Source organism: Streptomyces sp. NPDC002403, from assembly GCF_053593015.1.
The window spans coordinates 24,514-40,511 of record NZ_JBSFBQ010000059.1 but is presented as its reverse complement, the minus strand read 5'-3'; the positions used below and the strand labels follow the sequence as shown (position 1 = coordinate 40,511).

At 66.9% G+C, this 15,998-nt stretch carries 18 protein-coding genes and 4 pseudogenes; 13 read left to right on the top strand and 9 right to left on the bottom strand.

What is annotated here, in order from left to right:
- Positions 1 to 188: 188 nt before the first annotated feature.
- Positions 189 to 1,639: pseudogene (locus tag ACWCPY_RS36755) on the bottom strand (NF041680 family putative transposase).
- Positions 1,640 to 1,811: 172 nt separating this feature from the next.
- Between ACWCPY_RS36755 and ACWCPY_RS36750 the strand changes: the two are divergent.
- Complete coding sequence (locus tag ACWCPY_RS36750; protein ID WP_451272520.1) at positions 1,812 to 2,333, top strand: hypothetical protein; 522 nt, start codon at positions 1,812 to 1,814, stop codon at positions 2,331 to 2,333.
- A gap of 10 nt (positions 2,334 to 2,343) precedes the next feature.
- Here ACWCPY_RS36750 and ACWCPY_RS36745 read toward each other — a convergent pair.
- The 3 genes and pseudogenes from ACWCPY_RS36745 to ACWCPY_RS36735 form a co-directional block, all read right to left on the bottom strand.
- Positions 2,344 to 3,220 (bottom strand): annotated as a pseudogene (locus ACWCPY_RS36745) (IS5 family transposase).
- 8 nt (positions 3,221 to 3,228) lie between these two features.
- A complete protein-coding gene (locus ACWCPY_RS36740) occupies positions 3,229 to 4,104 on the bottom strand; it encodes a hypothetical protein (protein WP_451272518.1) in 876 nt (291 codons plus the stop codon).
- A 510-nt stretch (positions 4,105 to 4,614) separates the two neighbouring features.
- A complete protein-coding gene (locus ACWCPY_RS36735; protein WP_451272516.1) occupies positions 4,615 to 4,770 on the bottom strand; it encodes a hypothetical protein in 156 nt (51 codons plus the stop codon).
- 1,360 nt (positions 4,771 to 6,130) lie between these two features.
- Here ACWCPY_RS36735 and ACWCPY_RS36730 point away from each other — a divergent pair.
- The 9 genes and pseudogenes from ACWCPY_RS36730 to ACWCPY_RS36690 all read left to right on the top strand — a co-directional run.
- Positions 6,131 to 6,646, top strand: a complete 516-nt coding sequence (locus tag ACWCPY_RS36730) for a hypothetical protein (protein ID WP_451272514.1) — start codon at positions 6,131 to 6,133, stop codon at positions 6,644 to 6,646.
- A 140-nt stretch (positions 6,647 to 6,786) separates the two neighbouring features.
- The gene (locus tag ACWCPY_RS36725; protein ID WP_451272512.1) at positions 6,787 to 7,395 is read left to right on the top strand and encodes a hypothetical protein; all 609 of its coding nucleotides are present in this window, start codon (positions 6,787 to 6,789) and stop codon (positions 7,393 to 7,395) included.
- Complete coding sequence (locus ACWCPY_RS36720) at positions 7,392 to 7,505, top strand: zinc finger domain-containing protein (protein ID WP_451272510.1); 114 nt, start codon at positions 7,392 to 7,394, stop codon at positions 7,503 to 7,505. Before ACWCPY_RS36725 ends, ACWCPY_RS36720 begins: the two co-directional genes overlap by 4 nt.
- Positions 7,506 to 7,635: 130 nt before the next feature.
- Positions 7,636 to 8,556, top strand: coding sequence for a replicative DNA helicase (locus tag ACWCPY_RS36715; RefSeq protein ID WP_451272508.1), 921 nt, complete (start codon positions 7,636 to 7,638; stop codon positions 8,554 to 8,556).
- 51 nt (positions 8,557 to 8,607) lie between these two features.
- Entirely contained in the window at positions 8,608 to 8,910 is a 303-nt protein-coding gene (locus ACWCPY_RS36710; protein ID WP_451272506.1) for a ribonuclease E inhibitor RraB, read from the top strand.
- Between the two features lie 269 nt (positions 8,911 to 9,179).
- Complete coding sequence (locus ACWCPY_RS36705) at positions 9,180 to 9,410, top strand: hypothetical protein (RefSeq protein WP_451272504.1); 231 nt, start codon at positions 9,180 to 9,182, stop codon at positions 9,408 to 9,410.
- A gap of 129 nt (positions 9,411 to 9,539) precedes the next feature.
- Positions 9,540 to 9,662, top strand: coding sequence for a hypothetical protein (locus tag ACWCPY_RS36700; RefSeq protein WP_451272502.1), 123 nt, complete (start codon positions 9,540 to 9,542; stop codon positions 9,660 to 9,662).
- A complete protein-coding gene (locus ACWCPY_RS36695; protein ID WP_451272500.1) occupies positions 9,662 to 9,976 on the top strand; it encodes a YidB family protein in 315 nt (104 codons plus the stop codon). The genes ACWCPY_RS36700 and ACWCPY_RS36695 overlap by 1 nt, the downstream gene beginning before the upstream one ends.
- A 45-nt stretch (positions 9,977 to 10,021) precedes the next feature.
- Positions 10,022 to 10,162: pseudogene (locus tag ACWCPY_RS36690) on the top strand (site-specific integrase); the annotation flags it as partial.
- A gap of 719 nt (positions 10,163 to 10,881) precedes the next feature.
- On the opposite strand, the gene ACWCPY_RS36685 reads toward ACWCPY_RS36690, so the two are convergent.
- Positions 10,882 to 11,187, bottom strand: coding sequence for a helix-turn-helix domain-containing protein (locus tag ACWCPY_RS36685; RefSeq protein WP_451272498.1), 306 nt, complete (start codon positions 11,185 to 11,187; stop codon positions 10,882 to 10,884).
- Positions 11,188 to 11,254: 67 nt separating this feature from the next.
- Here ACWCPY_RS36685 and map point away from each other — a divergent pair, with 67 nt between their 5' ends.
- From map to ACWCPY_RS36670, 3 genes are all read left to right on the top strand, one after another.
- A complete protein-coding gene (gene map, locus ACWCPY_RS36680; RefSeq protein ID WP_451272496.1) occupies positions 11,255 to 12,037 on the top strand; it encodes a type I methionyl aminopeptidase in 783 nt (260 codons plus the stop codon).
- 153 nt (positions 12,038 to 12,190) lie between these two features.
- A complete protein-coding gene (locus tag ACWCPY_RS36675) occupies positions 12,191 to 12,679 on the top strand; it encodes a hypothetical protein (protein WP_451272494.1) in 489 nt (162 codons plus the stop codon).
- 53 nt (positions 12,680 to 12,732) lie between these two features.
- A complete protein-coding gene (locus ACWCPY_RS36670) occupies positions 12,733 to 13,245 on the top strand; it encodes a hypothetical protein (RefSeq protein ID WP_327278467.1) in 513 nt (170 codons plus the stop codon).
- Positions 13,246 to 13,390: 145 nt separating this feature from the next.
- Here ACWCPY_RS36670 and ACWCPY_RS36665 read toward each other — a convergent pair.
- From ACWCPY_RS36665 to ACWCPY_RS36650, 4 genes and pseudogenes are all read right to left on the bottom strand, one after another.
- A pseudogene (locus tag ACWCPY_RS36665) lies at positions 13,391 to 13,537 on the bottom strand (AraC family transcriptional regulator); the annotation flags it as partial.
- 7 nt (positions 13,538 to 13,544) lie between these two features.
- Positions 13,545 to 13,853 (bottom strand): hypothetical protein, encoded by a 309-nt coding sequence (locus ACWCPY_RS36660; RefSeq protein WP_451272492.1) that lies wholly within the window; start codon positions 13,851 to 13,853, stop codon positions 13,545 to 13,547.
- 429 nt (positions 13,854 to 14,282) lie between these two features.
- Positions 14,283 to 14,849 (bottom strand): dihydrofolate reductase family protein, encoded by a 567-nt coding sequence (locus ACWCPY_RS36655; RefSeq protein ID WP_451272490.1) that lies wholly within the window; start codon positions 14,847 to 14,849, stop codon positions 14,283 to 14,285.
- 287 nt (positions 14,850 to 15,136) lie between these two features.
- Positions 15,137 to 15,643: an RICIN domain-containing protein gene (locus tag ACWCPY_RS36650; protein WP_451272488.1), complete on the bottom strand. Its 507-nt coding sequence runs from the start codon at positions 15,641 to 15,643 to the stop codon at positions 15,137 to 15,139.
- Positions 15,644 to 15,998 lie beyond the last annotated feature (355 nt).

The window sequence follows — 15,998 nt, the reverse complement described above, 5'->3', positions numbered from 1 at the left end:
CCATGGCCCAGCAAACGGGCCTCGGTTGCCATCAGCAGACGCCGCTGCCGCTCGTCGAGGTGCGGGAACAACACTGCAAACTTCAGGGCGAGTTGGTCACGGATCGACTCGGAAATGCGCATACCACATCAACGAGCCGCAGAGCGGGAAGCAACACGTTGATTCTCTGCACGCCCTTAGCTTGATCTTCAACCTGTGCGGCGTGGACGTGGGGTCGTTGACTTCTTCGTTCGTCGCTTCGAGGGGCCTGGTTTGCCGGCTGTGTGGACGTCGTAGCGCGTGGTGGGCTCGTTGTTCCTGCGGCCGGGTAGCGTCCTGGGCCGGGTCGGGAGGATTTCGGTGCTCCGTCTGAGCAGGCGGCCTTCGGCCGGAGGTGCCGAATGTCGCGACGGACTCGCGCCGGGGTGAGCCTGTCAGTCGGGGCAGGTTTCTCCCATGGTCTGTGGAGGTCGGCTGCCAGTGGACGAGCGAGCCGGAGCTGGGTGAATACCGCGAGGATTGGCCAGGTCCAGCGGTCTGCGGCTTCGGGGGTGCGGATCTACGGGCAGGTCCAGCCGAGAGTCTGTTTGAAGAGCCGGAAGGTGTGCTCGATGTCGAAGCGTCGCAGGAATGCCTGCCAGAGCAGGTCGACGTCGGTTTCGGTGGCATCGGTGCCTGACCACCACAGCCAGACCGGCTTCGGTGTCGCGCCGCTGGGCAGGTGCTCGACCTGCAGACGGATGACGGTCCCCTCGATGACCGGCAGGGCACCGAGCTCGGCGGTCCAGGTCGAGCGGTGGGTCGGTCTCGGGTGGAGGCGGTCCCATGCCCGTGTAATCGCTTTGCCGTAGAGGTGGGTCGCGCTCACGGTCTGGGCATCGGGAGTGTCCCAGGTGGCCGGGTCGCCGAAGACGAACTCGCCGCCGTGGCGGGGCGGGTGGCCTCGGACACCGGGCTCGCGGTTTGGTACTGCACGTCGCAGGACACGGTCCGAGCGCATCCGGCCCAGAACCTGCACCGGCAGATCCTTCAGCAGGAAGGCCAGGCGGGGCACGTCGTAGCCGGCGTCCACGACGACAAGAATGTCCGGGTCGCCGTCCTTCCACTGCCCGGCCGTGATCAGCCGCTCGACAAGCTCGCGCATCTGCCGGGCGGTGGCGGCATCGTCGCCCGGTGCCAGGCGTAGTGCGTCCAGCGGTGCTGTCCAGGAACTGCGACCGGTTTCCAGGGCGCAGATCACCGAGTATGGTCAACCGGGCACGGGGATGTGCTGGCCCTTGCCCCGTCCGTAGGTGTGGCACAGGATCCGTTGCGGTGAGGTGTGGGCGCTGGGCCGCAGCCAGCAGGTGAGGTCGGCGGCCAGCACCAGCCGGTCATCCGCCGCCCGTGGCAGCGGCACCGTGGCCAGAGTCCGTCGCAGCTGGGCGACATCGACCCGTCCCGCGGACAGGGCGTCGTAGAGGCCGCCGTGCCCGCGACGGTGTTCACCGACCAGCGACAGTTCCACCAGCGACCGGACCGGCCCATCCACGCACAACACCGCGTCCGCGAGTTCGAACAGCGCATCCGCACGCCTGGTCGGACAGGAGTAGAACGCACCCCGGAAGTGTGACAGTCCCGCGAACGGATCCTGCCGGACAGCATGATGCGACAGACTCATTCCCACGGCCTTCGTGCTGAGCTTGTGTGTTCCTTGGTCGGATCACATGCTCAGCCGAAGGCCACCCGCATGTACGGCAGTTACTAGTCTGAGTGATCAAGTACGAGGACTCGTTCCGCGAGGTTAAAGATCAAGCTAGGGCGTGTGCCGGAAGTGATCTAGGTTAGCTGGCGTGAGTGGGCGGGGGCGGAGTTATCGATATGTCGGACCAATCGAGCTGAAGGCTGCGGTCCGACCGGGTGACGGCGGGCGTCGGATCGCCTCGGCAGCTGACTTCAGTGGCTGGATCGTGGAGCAATCGGCGGCGGAGCTGGCCGAACCGTTCACCTTCGTCGTCGGCACGGACGGTGTGCTTCGGCTGGCGCCGCGGCGAAGCGAGCATGTGGCCTGTGCCGACGGAGACGCGGTTCTGAGTGCCGGCGAGATCAGCTTCATGCGAGAGGCAGCCCGGTGGACTGTGAGCGAGGTCAGCAACCAGTCCACCGGGTACTGCCCGGACGTCACCTCCTGGGCGGAGATCGCCCGTGCCCTGGACGCTGTAGGGCTCCGGCGACCCTCCGCCTTCACCCACGAGGTTGTATTCCGGCGGTGCTCCAACTGCCAGGAGCGCAACATCGTGCGCGAAGACGACTTCGTCTGCGTCTTCTGCTGCAGCGATCTACCTGCGGCGTGGAACGTGGATCCCACCACGTGACGGTCGAGGGTCACAGCCATTCGTTGATAGCAGCAACGAGGACGGTCGCCTCGAAGCGGATGGCGAGCTTGTCGTAGCGCGTGGCAACCGCGCGGTGTCTTTTGAGGCGGTTGATCCCGCATTCGACGGCATGGCGCTGGCGGTAGTCGGCCGGGTCGAAGCACGGTGGTCGGCCGCGCGGGAGCCGAGCTTCTGGCGGTTGCGGGCCTGGTCGACCTTGTCCGGGATGGTGCAGCGGCTTCCGCGGCGGCGCAGGTAGGCTCGGTTCCTGCGGGAGGCGTACGCCTTGTCAGCCCGCACGCGGTCGGGGCGGACGCGTGGCCGGCCCGGCCCGAGGCGGGGCACACGAACCCTCTCCAGCACCGGTTCGAACTGCGGCGAGTCTCCACGCTGCCCTGCCGTCACCACGATCGACATGGGCTTCTGCCCCTGTTCGATGGCCAGGTGGAGCTTGGTGGTGAAGCCACCGCGCGAGCGTCCCAGCCAGTGATCACGAGGCTCGGCGGACACGCCACCCGGTGGGTTTCCTTCTGCAGGTCACCCCGTTTCCGGGCCCCGGCCGCATGCTGATGAGCACGGCACACCGTGGAGTCGACGCTCAGATCCCACGTGATCCCACCTTTCGCATCGGCCAGGGACTGGAGCCGGGTGAGGATCCGGTGCCAGGTGCCGGCCCGCTGCCATCGGCGGAACAGGTCATAGAACCGACCCCACGGCCCGTACTCGACAGGCACGTCCCGCCATGGAACCCCGGTACGGACCCGGAACCGTATGCCATCGATCAGCTGCCGTCGAGACCAGACGGGCGGCCGGCCCGCCTTCGCACCCTTCGGCAACAACGGCTCCAGCACCGCCCACTGCTCGTCCGTAAGATCTCCCCGACCCATGAACCGGTTCACAGGTCAGGTTCGTACGGCGGGATGGTCCAGCGCAGTACCGTTTCGCCTGCGCGGGCTTCGAGGGTGGCGGGGTAGACCTGTCCGTGGCCCCGCTCTCCGTGGTGGCGTATGGAGTGGTCCCCGGGATCCCATCCGAGACCGAGAACTGGACATCCGCCGAGGTCGATGGCGCCCACCAGCAGTGGGTGACTCCAGCCGGCTCGGTTGAATCGGTGGAAGTCGGTATGGGCGTCGACGGAGACCATCAGCCCGTTGCCGGGGCCTTCTCGGGTCCAGGCGTGGAGCCGTTCGGCGACCGCTTCGGCCTCGACCAGGGGAAGGTCGAGCCACCCGCGCGGCCCATGTCCGCTGGGGTGCTGCGGGATGCGGTCACCGCCGAACTGCGCATGGACGGTGTCTTCGTACCTGCCCCAGTAGGTGACGTCCGCGAGACCGTCGGTGGACGGTCCGTCCAGGCCGGTGAAGTCGTCCAGCGCCTGAGCGTCGCCGAGGACCATGCCGCATCGGTCGACCGGCAGGTCGCCGAGCTGCAGGGGTTCGCCGTCCTCGGGGCCGACCCAGGGCCGGCCGAGGTCAACTTCCAGGACGGCGATCGTCGGTTCCCCGTCGAAGGGCGAGGCCGATGTCTGGGCCCGAACCTGCAGGGGCCGGTCTGGGGCGGCTGCTACCGCGATCGCCTCGCACATCCAAGCAGACGGCTCACTTTCCTCGGGTCCGTGCAAGTGCCCGCCGCCGGTGGCTATTACGATCCGGGACCGCTCGGACAGTGGCCGACCCACCTGCGGCCAGTAGTCGATCCAGCCCGCCATCCCCAGCACGAGTATCCCGGAGGGCGCGGTGACGGTGCCAAGGTCGACATCGGTCTCAGTCATCTGCTGATTGAACAGGCACGGAAGCTTAAGGATCAAGGTTCCGTCGCGTCCGCGGTCCGCGTGGAGCGGTCCTGCGGGGGCGCGCTGCTGCGGCAGGAACGGGCCGAGGTGCAGGTGGCGGTCCCTGCGACGGGACACGAGTCGCCTCCCCGCCAGCGGGAAACGATCTTCGGTCGGCTGGGAAGCGATCTTCAACCGCTTCTGTTTTACCTGGTCAGCGGCATAGGTGGTACGACCGGTGGTTCGGTGCCGGCGCGAGGAAACGATCCCGCCGGGCATGTACCGGGCCAGGGGCAGCATGAAGGACTGTTACTGGGAGCGGACGGCGAAGTCCGGGGACATCATCGACAACCGCCTGGCGACGTCGGCGCAGTAGATCACGGTGACGATACGGGCATCGGATGGGCAGTTCACGTCGGAGCGGTGCGCTGTGTGGAAGCCGGTGAAGTAGGCACTGGTGCGCGGTCGGGCCCGGCGCCGTGTGGTGCCGGGCCCGACGCTTACAGCGGGTCAGTAGCGGGCGATGAGCCAGGCGATGACCAGGCCGGCCGCGAAGTCGCCGAGCCGGTACGCCACGCCGCACATGAAACTTGTCTGGACGCTCTGTTCACGGCTGACCAGCCATTTCCGCAGGTGGCGGGCGACTGGTCCGCGTTCTCTGTCCACGCCGAAGCTGGGCTCTGGGGGCGGTTTCGCGTTACTCTGCATTCGGAGTCCTTCCTGATGCTTGGACGCCGCGCAAGGAGCCCTCTCGACCCATGGCCTAGGAAACCGCGTCGAGGAAGCGGGGCTCCTTTTGCGTTGGTGAGAAATGCAGTTGGGTGGTGTGTTAGGCCGACGGGCCTGTGGAGAGGCTTAACAACACCAGGGGGAAATTTCGGACATTCTAGTACAGTGTTGGCCGGTTTCTCTGACAGTGGGCATCACGAGATCTTCCGAGATCCTCCAAGACGCACCGGGGCCCATGACCCGGCAGTAACCCCGTCGCATTTTCCTGACGCTTTCACGAAGGGCGTGTCGTGGCACGCGTCGGCCCCACCAGCCGGGGTGCTGGTGGGGCCGAGGTGGCTCGAGCGGGTCGGGGGGTGCCTGCTCAAGCTCGGGTCATATGGTCTGGTGCCCGGGTTTCCGGGGGTTATGCGGTGTGGCACGGCCTGGCCGGGGAGTGGGCGCGGGGACACCGGGGCTCCCTGGCCGGCCGTGCTCTTTAATCGTGGCGCATGGGCCCCAAGGCCAACCAGCGAGAAAAATTCTGATCAGAGTTGGCGTTGACCTTGGTCTCCAGGTGGCCTCCCGAACATCACACACAGCAACACTCGCCGTCGTCTGAGCCTCGAGAGAAAGGACCCGTCCGTGAGCACCGACAGCTTCGATCTGGCACCCGCCGAGGCCGGTGCCACACTCACCGCCCCGCAGCCCACCACCCAGGCCGGCGCCGACACGCCCGCCCCGAAGGGGTGCACCCTGTGCAGGGATTGTGCCGGGGACGCCGCAGAGCAGTACTACCTCGCGACGCCCGCCTCCCTCGACGCGTTCGCCTTCAGCGACGACGGCGAGGCCACCAGCATGTACCTCGACGCTGTCTCGTGGACGTTCCCCCGCTGGCTCGGGCCCACCACCCGCGAGGTCATCACTACCGTCACCAGGCAGCTGCGCGACTACCTCACCGGGAACACAGCCGCGGTGGCTCAGATCGTCCAGCAGCTCGAGGCCGGCATGGCCATCGACTACCTGCACGGACTCCTTACCAGCCGGTATGACGGAACCCCCATCCCTGAGCACCGCCTCCCCGACGCCTACGACTTCGCTCTGAAGGCCATTCAGAATGGATACGTCCTCGAGCAGGTGATCGCCGTGGCGTGGAGTGCAGCAGCCAGTTCTGTGGCGTGGGAGGCAGCGCACCCCGGGCCTGAAGCCCGGCGCAGTCGCGTCAGCCTCCGTCACCAGCCTCGAGCGCCGCATCGGCTTCGCCAAGGACCGCCCTGTACCGCACTACGACGTACCCAACTCGGTACCCCGCCCGGCTATGCACGGCACCGCAGTACGCTTCCTCGCCGAACGCGAAGAGGTTGGCGCCGCCCTTACGCTCTTCAAGACCCTCCACCAGCGCGTCAACAGCCGTGACGCCCTGGAACTCGACCACGACCTCGCCGAGACCCCGGGATCCGAGAAGGAACCATTCGACAGGGACAAATGGCTAACGGACCTCCTCGAGGGCAAGAAGGAGCCGGACCACACACCAGCTGTCACATATGCCTCCGTGTTGCCCACGGGCACCCTGTCCATCCGGACCGACACCACGCGGCAGATGCATCTGGAAGTCGGTGCCATGACAGAAGGTCTCCCACTGGACAGCACTGCCACGCTCGACGCTCTGGTCCCTGTCCTTGAAGACCGGGAGACCCACAAGCCGAACCCGTGGCCACAAGAATGGTGGAACTCCTGGGCGGCGGATACGGCATCGTCAACGGCACTGCGGTCTTCTTCCAGACCCGAAAGAACGGACGTTCCCCACACGACCTGGACGATGAACACGCGCTGATCCGCGCAGCGCATGCCGCAGCGACAACTTCGGCCGGCCACCCTACGGAGTAGAACTGGCACCGGAAGGATGAGGCGCCGCCTGGCAAGGTCCCGCAGTGAACGGTGTCCCTGCCAATGGCAGAGCAGTAGGAGTTCCAGGTGGATGACGTACGTAGCGCGGAGAAGGTAACCAAGGCGCCGTCCGCCCCCAGGTTCCAGGCGGACAACACCGGCTGGGTATCGCTGCAGGGCACCGTGGAGTGGTGGCGCAGCCAGATCGACTCCAATGCCTGGCCAGTCATTGCCGCGCAGATGGTGAAGGAAGGCGAAGCCGCGCTTCAGCCGGACACCTGCCGGGTTATCGGCACGACCACCGGCAGGCCGTGCAGGGTTGATACGCGCCTCGAGCCCTGCCCTCACCACGGCCCCGGCAACGAGGCGAACCGCTGCGGGGCATCCACGACCAGCAGCACATCGTGCCGGTGGAACCTAGTCGTGAACGGGCCGTGCTCAAATCACCCGGAGACCTACGAGCGAATCCTCGAGGAGCAGAGGGCACAAGAAGCGGAGCTCCGCAGGCAGTGGGAGGAGAAGGAGGAAGAGGCTGCGCGGCGTACCGAGGAGCGCAAGCGCGAGGCGGAGCAGTTCTTGTGCCCCTACTGCTCCGCCGAACCGGGTTCGGCCTGTGTTAGCCAAGGCACAGCGGTGGCAACCGGGAAGACTCACGGCCCCGGCTCCGACTCCTCGATCACACTCGGGCCGCGATGAACCCTTGCCCGTCGTGCGGGGAGCCAGCCGGGTCCTTGTGTCGGACATCGGGTGGAAAGCAAGCCGCAGAGGCCCACGCTCCTCGGCGCTACGCCCTCGCCTGCCGTTGAGCCCAGGGCCGCCCTGTGCGCCCTAGAGGAAGTCGCCCGCCGCCGTGAGGAAGCCTGACGCCCTGTTCGCGGCCGACCTTCACGGGCCCGGCCCGGATAATTGACACCCATCAAGTTCCAGGGGGGGACCATGACCGACACCACCACCGAGAACCCGGCCCCCGACGAGGCCGCATCCGACAAGACCGGCGTCATCGGAGACCTCCTGGAAAACCTCCTCGATGCCGCAGTGAACATCGTTGAAGACCCCACCGCCTACTCCAGTCTCCGCGGCCTGCCCACCGGCTTCCGAGACCTTGACCTGGTGACCGGCGGGCTTACACCCGGCTCTCTCACCGTCATTGCGTCCCGACCGCAGGTGGGCCGTACGACGCTCCTCACCGACATCTGCCGGAACACCGCGATCAAGAACAACGTGCCCACTGCGGTGTACTCCTTGGAGGAGAGTGGCGAGTTCTTCCTCATGCGGGTCCTGGCCGCCGAAGCACGTGTGGCCCGGCATCACATCATCTGCGGCACCATGACCGACGACGACTGGACCCGCATGGCTCGCCGTGTCCCGGATGTGTCCGCGGCCCCGCTCCACGTGAAGACTCCCGACCGGCTGACCATGGCCACCCTCGAAGCCGAAGCGCGGGAACTTGTCGAGGAACACGGAGTCGCGCTTCTCGCTGTCGACGGCATCCAGGACATCCGGCCGGCGAAGCGAAGCGACCTCCGTGAGCGGGAGGTCGGCGACGTCGTTCGTGACTTGAAGACCCTCGCCCGGGAGCTCAACATTCCGGTCGTCGCCACCAGTCACCTGAACCGGAACCCCGAACAACGGCATGACCGCCTCCCGAAACTGGACGACCTCCGCGAGTCCGGCGCCATCACGTTTGCTGCGGACACCATCCTGCTGCTGCATCGCGAAGACGCATACGAGCTGGACACCCCGCGGGCCGGCGAGGCCGACTTCTACATCGCGAAGCACCGGCAAGGTCCCACCTGCGTGATCACCACCGCGTTCCAGGGGCACTACGGGCGGTTCGTCGACATGACGCAGACGTGAGCAGGTCCCGCGTCCTACCACCCACACACATCTGAGCGGAGGAGTAGCAGGGTGACAACCGCCAAGATCCCGTACACGCACTGGGCGTACTTCCCAGACGAGGCTGGCGCGGAGCGCTGCCGTCAGGACCTGGCCGACTACGTGACCCAGGTCCGGAAGACAAAAGACGGACCGAAGTGGCTGCTGCTGGCCGGCCGCGATGTCGAAATCGAGCACCTGGTGGAGCGGCACGGCGAGGTCGAAGCGATCGTCGTCCGCCACGGAGGCGAGTACGACGGCGGCGAGGTCACCTACTTGGCAGGCGAGCCTGTGGTGGATCCGATGCTTGTCCAGCGCGGCAATGACCCCGTGTAGGCCCTGATCGTTCATCACCACACAGCACGATGCCCCCGGCCAGTCCCGCAGACGGCGCCAGGCGCCACGGCCCGCGCAGTGCACCCCCTTGAACCCCGACCACGCGATCGGACCGACGAGGACGCAAAGGGGCGGGCAACGCACGCCGGTGGAGGGCAATCACTCGAATCGTCCTGCCTCGGACAAGGCCGGCGGGCCCTGCACTGAACGAGGAGGCAGGGCCCGCCGGCTACCGCCGTGGTGGCGCCGCCGACTCCACGGCGAAGGACATGGCCAGGGCGTACGTGGGCCTTCTGATCGTGCGCGCCCCATATCTGCGGGAGCGGGTCCCCGTACGGACGCGCGACAACTGGCCCCCCGCCGTGCCGGGCACGTTCGGCCCGAAGGTCCACGACGGCCACATCTACGCGATCCTCGGCAACAAGCTGTGCGCCCTGGCCTTGGCTCATGTCCCGGCCAGGCTGCTGAAACAAGTGGCTGGGGTTCCCTCGCACGGCTGAAAACTGAACGGATAAATCCGCCCTTATGCCTCTCTGGGCTTACCAACCCGATCACCGAGTCAGAGACTCAGTGCAGGTAATCGCGTACTTGCAGTGATAGCTGCTGGTGCGGATCGATAAGGAGACCTTGTGTTCTCATCATGGGCCAAGAGCTTGATCAAGCAGATGGCACGCGAAGCGGGCAAGACGCAAGTTGCACAGAAGCGATTGAAGGAACTCGCCGCCGAGGCTGCGAAGAAGGGGACGAAGTGATGACGAACACCGCTGAAGAGCCCAGTGTGGAGGAGTTCGGGGACTTCCTGGTCCTCCTCGCGGACATGGGACTCGCTGACGAGGTCGGTTCCTGGGTGAGCGACCAGGTGGGGAACCGGTCCGTCACCGGCGAGCAACTGCTCTCCGTACTGGACGCCGACGTGGTGGCAGCCACCGCTGCGGAGGCCGGTGTGTCGGTGAAGGAGTTCACCGACGCACTCGCGGAACAGCTTCCGCATGTCGTGGACAAGGCGACCCCGCAAGGAGAACTCCCGGGCGACGAGGAATTCCGCCAGCACCTCGAGAACGCCTGAGCGGACCACTTCAGACGCCGGGGCCTGGCACTTCGGTGCTGCCCCACCCGCCGTCGGCCGGGGCCCGGCAAGGTGCTCTCGCCGCGCGACGTGTGCCCGGATGCCGGGCCGGCCCGGCTGTCGTACGGGCAGGCCCGCGTGCTGGACCAGCAGCTCCCGGTCGAAGCCGGGGCTGGTCCCTGGGACGGCCCAGGAGGAAACAGAGCGCTCAAGTGGTGGGCACCCCACGGGCAAGGCCAGTGGTGACCGCGCGGTTCGATTCCGGAGCAGGCGCGCTCCTGGTGGCCACGGTTGGCTGCTCGCCAGACTCCCCGCCCACCCCCACCTCGCCGCAGCCGCTCCTTGCCACCGCGGGATCGAGCGACACCACCGTGCGCCTGTGGAGCCCGTGGACCGGGGAAGAGCTCATGCGGGTGGTCACCGGCACGCCCCTCACTTCCCTCTGCGCCCTGCCCGACGGCGGCATGCCGGACACCACCGACCCTGCGATCGCCTTCGGCGGGCCAGCGGGCCTGGCAGCCCTCACCGTCCGCCGCTGCGCGACTCCGTGGCCGCATCGCCGGCACTTCGGCTGGGATGCGATGTCCGCTGTGGTGGCGGGATCACTGGATCGGGGCGTCCGGCCGGATCGAGCCGGCGTCCGGGGTCCGAGCGACAGGAAGCGATGAGCAGGTTGGAAGTGTCGGTATCTCGGGTGCGAATTGATAGTCAGACATGTTTGGGATGCAGCTCTGAACGTCCGGGCCTCAGGGATATCCGATGGGTGTCAGGCGCAGCCTTGACCAGGTGATGGGCGGTAAGTGTTGCACCGGCGCGTGCTCGGGCTGGTCGGCGAGGTGATCAGCATGCGGGCAGGCGTACCGGCACAGCGCGGTCAGCAAACCACTGCCCCTCTGAGCGCGGCCCTACGAAACCAGCGATGCATGCCGTGCGACAGGCAGGACCGACTTATCCTCGATGGTGCGCTCCGGCTGGCTGATCTCGGCCCAGACCGCGTCGAGGGGCAGGCCCAGGGTGTCGGCGATCGCTGCGATGGTCGGGAAGGCGGGGGTGGCCACGCGGCCGGATTCGATCTTCCGAAGAGTCTCGGTCGAAATGTGCGAAGCGAGTGCCACGTCGAGCATCGAGCGGCAGCCCCGGGCTCGGCGGAGCAGGGCGCCGAGGCGCTGTCCGCGTTCTACCTCGGCGGGGGTGAGCGGCATCCTGACCATGCCCCGATTCTAATACCGGTATAGTTAGACCGGTATAGTTATTGGACGTACGTGAGAGGCCCCCCCCATGATTGAGATCCTGAACTCCGCGCAGCTTGAGCGGGCGCGGGGCACCGGTGCCCTGGTCGGAGACATCCTGCACACGCTGAAGCAGCGCAGCACGGTCGGGACGAACCTGCTGGACATCGACCAGTGGGCCAAGGAGATGATCACCGAGGCAGGAGCGCAGTCCTGTTACGTCGACTACGCGCCTTCCTTCGGGCGCGGCCCGTTCGGTCACTACATCTGCACGGCCGTCAACGACGGCGTGCTCCACGGGCGGCCCCACAACTACACGCTGGCCGACGGGGACCTGCTGACCCTCGACCTGGCCGTCGCCAGGGGCGGGGTGGCCGCGGACGCCGCGATCAGCTTCCTGGTGGGCAAGGCCAGGCCCGCGGAGAGCGTCACGATGATCGAGACGACCGAACAGGCGCTCGCCGCCGGCATCGCCGCCGCAAAGCCGGGAGCGCGCATCGGTGACCTCTCCCACGCCATCGGCACGGTCCTCAGTGAGGCGGGATACCCGATCAACACAGAGTTCGGAGGCCATGGCATCGGCTCGACCATGCACCAGGACCCGCACGTCGCGAACACCGGACGGCCCGGCCGCGGATACAAGCTGCGCCCCGGCCTGCTGCTCGCCCTGGAGCCCTGGGTCATGGCCGACACCGCCACGCTCGTCACCGACGCCGACGGCTGGACGCTGCGCAGCGTGACGGGCTGCCGGACCGCACACAGCGAGCACACCATCGCCATCACCGATGACGGAGCCGAAATCCTCACCCTGCCCTCGCAGGCACGGCCGTAAGAGAGCCCACCCCGCTGCCCCTGCGGCGTGCAGAGGGCGGGCTCCTTGCTCGCGCGTGGGTTACCGCTCTGGCCGGAGGTCCAGCATGCAAAACAAGCACCACTCAGCCCGCCCGCAGCCTCGGCCTTGCGCCGGAACCTGGACGAACGGGACTTGAGCCGAAGCACGAAAGCTGTCACCGAGGCAGGCGTGCTGCGCTTCCCGGACCGAGTGTTCGCGTTCGACGAGTTCGGGCCGCTCGGCATCCGTCCCCCACCGGATCGTGCTGGGCTCCGGCCGGTCACCCCGAGCGGCATCCCGCGACCCACCACCACACGCACGGGTGCGGTACTGATCGTGACGCGCTTAAGGCCGGCTGGAACCGCACCCAACGAGCTGGGGCTCGCCTTCGACTGTCTGGTCGATCTTGGTGACGATCTCGAGCTGCCGCTTCCCTTCTGGCAGCACCTTGACGGGGCGGCTCGTGAGATGCGGCTCTACAGCGATGCGCTGCACAAGCCCCATCTCACAGCCGCCGACCTCGGCAGACGGCTAATACTGGGCCCCGGCCCAGCTCCTGGACCGGGCGGAATTCACAATTCCGTGCCGAACTCTCCGATTTGGCAACTGCCGATGTCAGATTCACGACACGGCGGACCGTGATCGCTAACGTTGCCCGCCGGGCCATCCGAGGCCCTGGAATCGGGGAAGCACACATGTTGAAGCGTACGATCCGTGTAGTCGCCGCGGCGGCGGTCACTGCCACAGCTGTGTTCATGGGAGCGGGCTCCGCCAGCGCCAGGGACAACCCCACCGGCACCGTCTGCTACCAGGCTCACCTCAAGAGGGTCGGCTGGCAGGACTGGAGATGCGACGGGGAATGGGCCGGTAGCACCGGGCAGGCCATCAGCATCGACTCAATCCGGTTCCACTTCCCCGCCAGCACGATCGAGTTCTGTGCCAGAGCACACCGTTCCAACTACGGCTGGGATGCCTATTACTCCTGCACCTCTCCCAGCAACCGGACCATCCAGGTCGGCGACGTCAACACGGACGCTCCGATCGAGGCGGTCAGGGTCTACCTGGACCACACGACAGGGATGGTGGACGGCGCCGCCCACGTCAGCAACATCGGCTGGATCGACGGTGGGTACGGCGGCGGGTTCGGGATCACCGAGCTGGGGACCACCGGCCGTGGGCTTCCGATGGAAGCCCTCTGGCTGAAATGACCGCTGATCGCCACTGATCGGTGGCGATACGGCACAACCTGCTGGTCGCAGTCCCCGCAGGGCTGCGACCAGCATTTCTCACGACAGGACCTGACACTGTGACCGCAGAGGTACGCCGGGTTGACGTCCTCGACTGCGCACCGGATCAGGCCTGTCCTACGGGAACTGGGCCGGAGGAGCGCCCGGCCATCGGGCGATCGCGGTAGGCGCTCGGGCCCACCCCCCGGACCCGTTTGAAGGCCGTGCTGAAACCGAAGGCGTCCGCGTACCCCACCCGGCGCGCCACCGAGGCGCCGCCGTCACCTCGCCGCCGCATCCGAGTAGAAGTGACCCGCCAACCCGGCGAACCTTCCCGGAGCACTAGAGATGAACGAAGCCAGGCACTGGCGTTCCGGACCGTGGGTACCACGGAACTTGTAGGCGACGGGAAAGCGGTAGAGCAGTTCGAGGGCATGCATTTGCTTCGGCAGTTCCTCCAGACGGACGGTGGCCGAGGGGCCGTCCGAGGCCGAAGGCTCGGTGCCGTGGGCGGTGTTCAGCGGCAGTGCCACCGACTGTTCGGACGCGAGGTAGATGTTCCCGGGGTAGACGCCGGTTTTGCGGACCATCTCGTTTCACAGGGCGAGTGTGCACTGTTCACCGGCACCACTCCCGCACAGATCCGTGACCACTTGCGCGACGCGCCGTGGATCGGCGGAGTCAAGGAGACCCTGACCGCGCTCGCCGACGGTGGCTGCACCCTGCTGCTGGCCACGCCGGCCTGGCAATTCGCAGCCGAAGCACTGGAATACCGTCCGTGGTTCGCCGCGGTCTCCGGCGCGGGCATGGACATGACGGACGGCCTGCTGTCCGGCAAAGTCGCCCAGCACATCGACAAGGACGGCAAAAGCGCTACGTCTCGACGCTGTCCTCACAACGCTGCCCGAGGAAATCCTGCGGCCCGCATGGGTTCACATGAGCCTTCGTATGGTCGATTGGAGATCGCTGTAACGGTGAGAGGAAACACCCGTCCAAGCCGTGAGACAGCGGGAAGCTGTTCAGCGCCTCGTCTCGTACCTGGTCAGGACCACGCCGCTGGGCAACGTCCGCGTCTCCACCATGTTGAGGTTCACCCAGCTGTCCAGCGCGGCGAAGAACGGCGTGCCGCCGCCCACCAGGACCGGATGGGCGGCGATCACGTACTCGTCGATCAGCCCGGCGCGCATGGCCGCCCCGGCCAGCGTTGCGCCGCCGATGTTCATTGGGCCGCCGTCCTCGGCCTTGAGTCGGGTAATCTCGGCGATCGCGTCGCCGGTGACCAGGCGGGTGTTCCAGTCGACCTTGTCGATCGTCGAGGAGAACACCACCTTCGGCGTGTCCCGCCAGTTCCGCGCGAACTCGATCTCCGCCGGGGTGGCGTTGGGCTGCTGGTCGCCGGTCGGCCAGTAGGAGCTCATCGTCTCCCATAGCTTGCGCCCATACAGCGACAGGCCACTTGCCTGCTCGTGGTCGAGCCACCATTGGAACAGCTCATGGCTGGGCGGTCCGCTCCAGCCGATGTCGTCGCCGGCCGCGGCGATGTAGCCGTCCAGGGTCAGGTTCATGCCGTAGATCAGTTTCCGCATGGCCCAGCCTTCCGTCCGTGGGTGTCCGGTGTATAGACCAGCGCGGCTCGGAAAACTCATCGGTGCGCGATCTGGGCTCGCCGGTAGTCCTCGTGTTCGGGGCTCAGCGTGGTGTACTCGGCCGATCCGGGCAGCTCGATGTCTGCGGTGAGATCGACTCACTGGCCGCGGCCACGCGGTATCCCCGTCGGCAAGAACAGCTTCACAACCACGCCCCCTGTTCCGGCCACGGCCGGAACAGGGGGCGGTTTTGTCACGCCGCTTCGTATTGCCGCGCGCTGAAGAGGTCAGCGGACGTCGAACGACTGGGTCTGGTAGTTGTTGGTGGGAGCACAGGCAGCCAGCCGGGCGTAGGTAGGCGCGGTGGCCAGGTACTGCTGCATGCACTTGTTGTGGCCCAAGTTCCGCAGCAGGTACCGGCTGGGCTTGCCGGAGTCCACCATGGTGAAGGTCTGCTCCGCCCACCGGTAATCGCACGGGCGCTGCTCGAGGGCTTCAGTGTCGCCGCCGCCCACAGCGGTGACGCACATGTCGCTGTTCAGGTTGCGCAGCAGGAAGGTGTCGCTGGTGACCGGATCGATGGCCCATTTCTGGGCCAGGTCTCCGGTGTCGGCCTGGTATTGAACCTGTGCACCGCCGACCGTCGAATTGCCGGCGACACCGAGGACGAAACCGGTCTGCCAGGTGCGGACCTTGGTGCCGCTCAGCGGCCCGGTCGCGTCGGCAGTACCCACTCCGAGTACGGTCGTACTCAGCGCCACGGCAACCATGACACACGCAGATCGAATGCGCATGAAGGACTCCTCTACTCTACCAATCACGCTCCGTGCCGGAATGGGTGCGGAGCGTTACGCAGCGTACTGCACCGACTCGGGGGTCCCTCACCAACCCACCACACCGGTGCAGTGACTCGCCCGAACGTGCAACCATGCTTCAACCGGCCGCTGTTAGAGCCGGGCTACGGGGCTGATTTGTCTATTTCGGGCTGTACACCCATCTGGCCGACGATGGTTTGAGTGGGGTGCTGTCGTCTGGTTGGCTACTGCCGCCATCCAGTCCCCGCCTTGGCCGGCCAGCCGGGCTGAGACCGGATGGTGCCCCGCCCTCTTCTCGGGGAGGGGGGCGGGCCCCAAGGCTGCCGCCGGACCG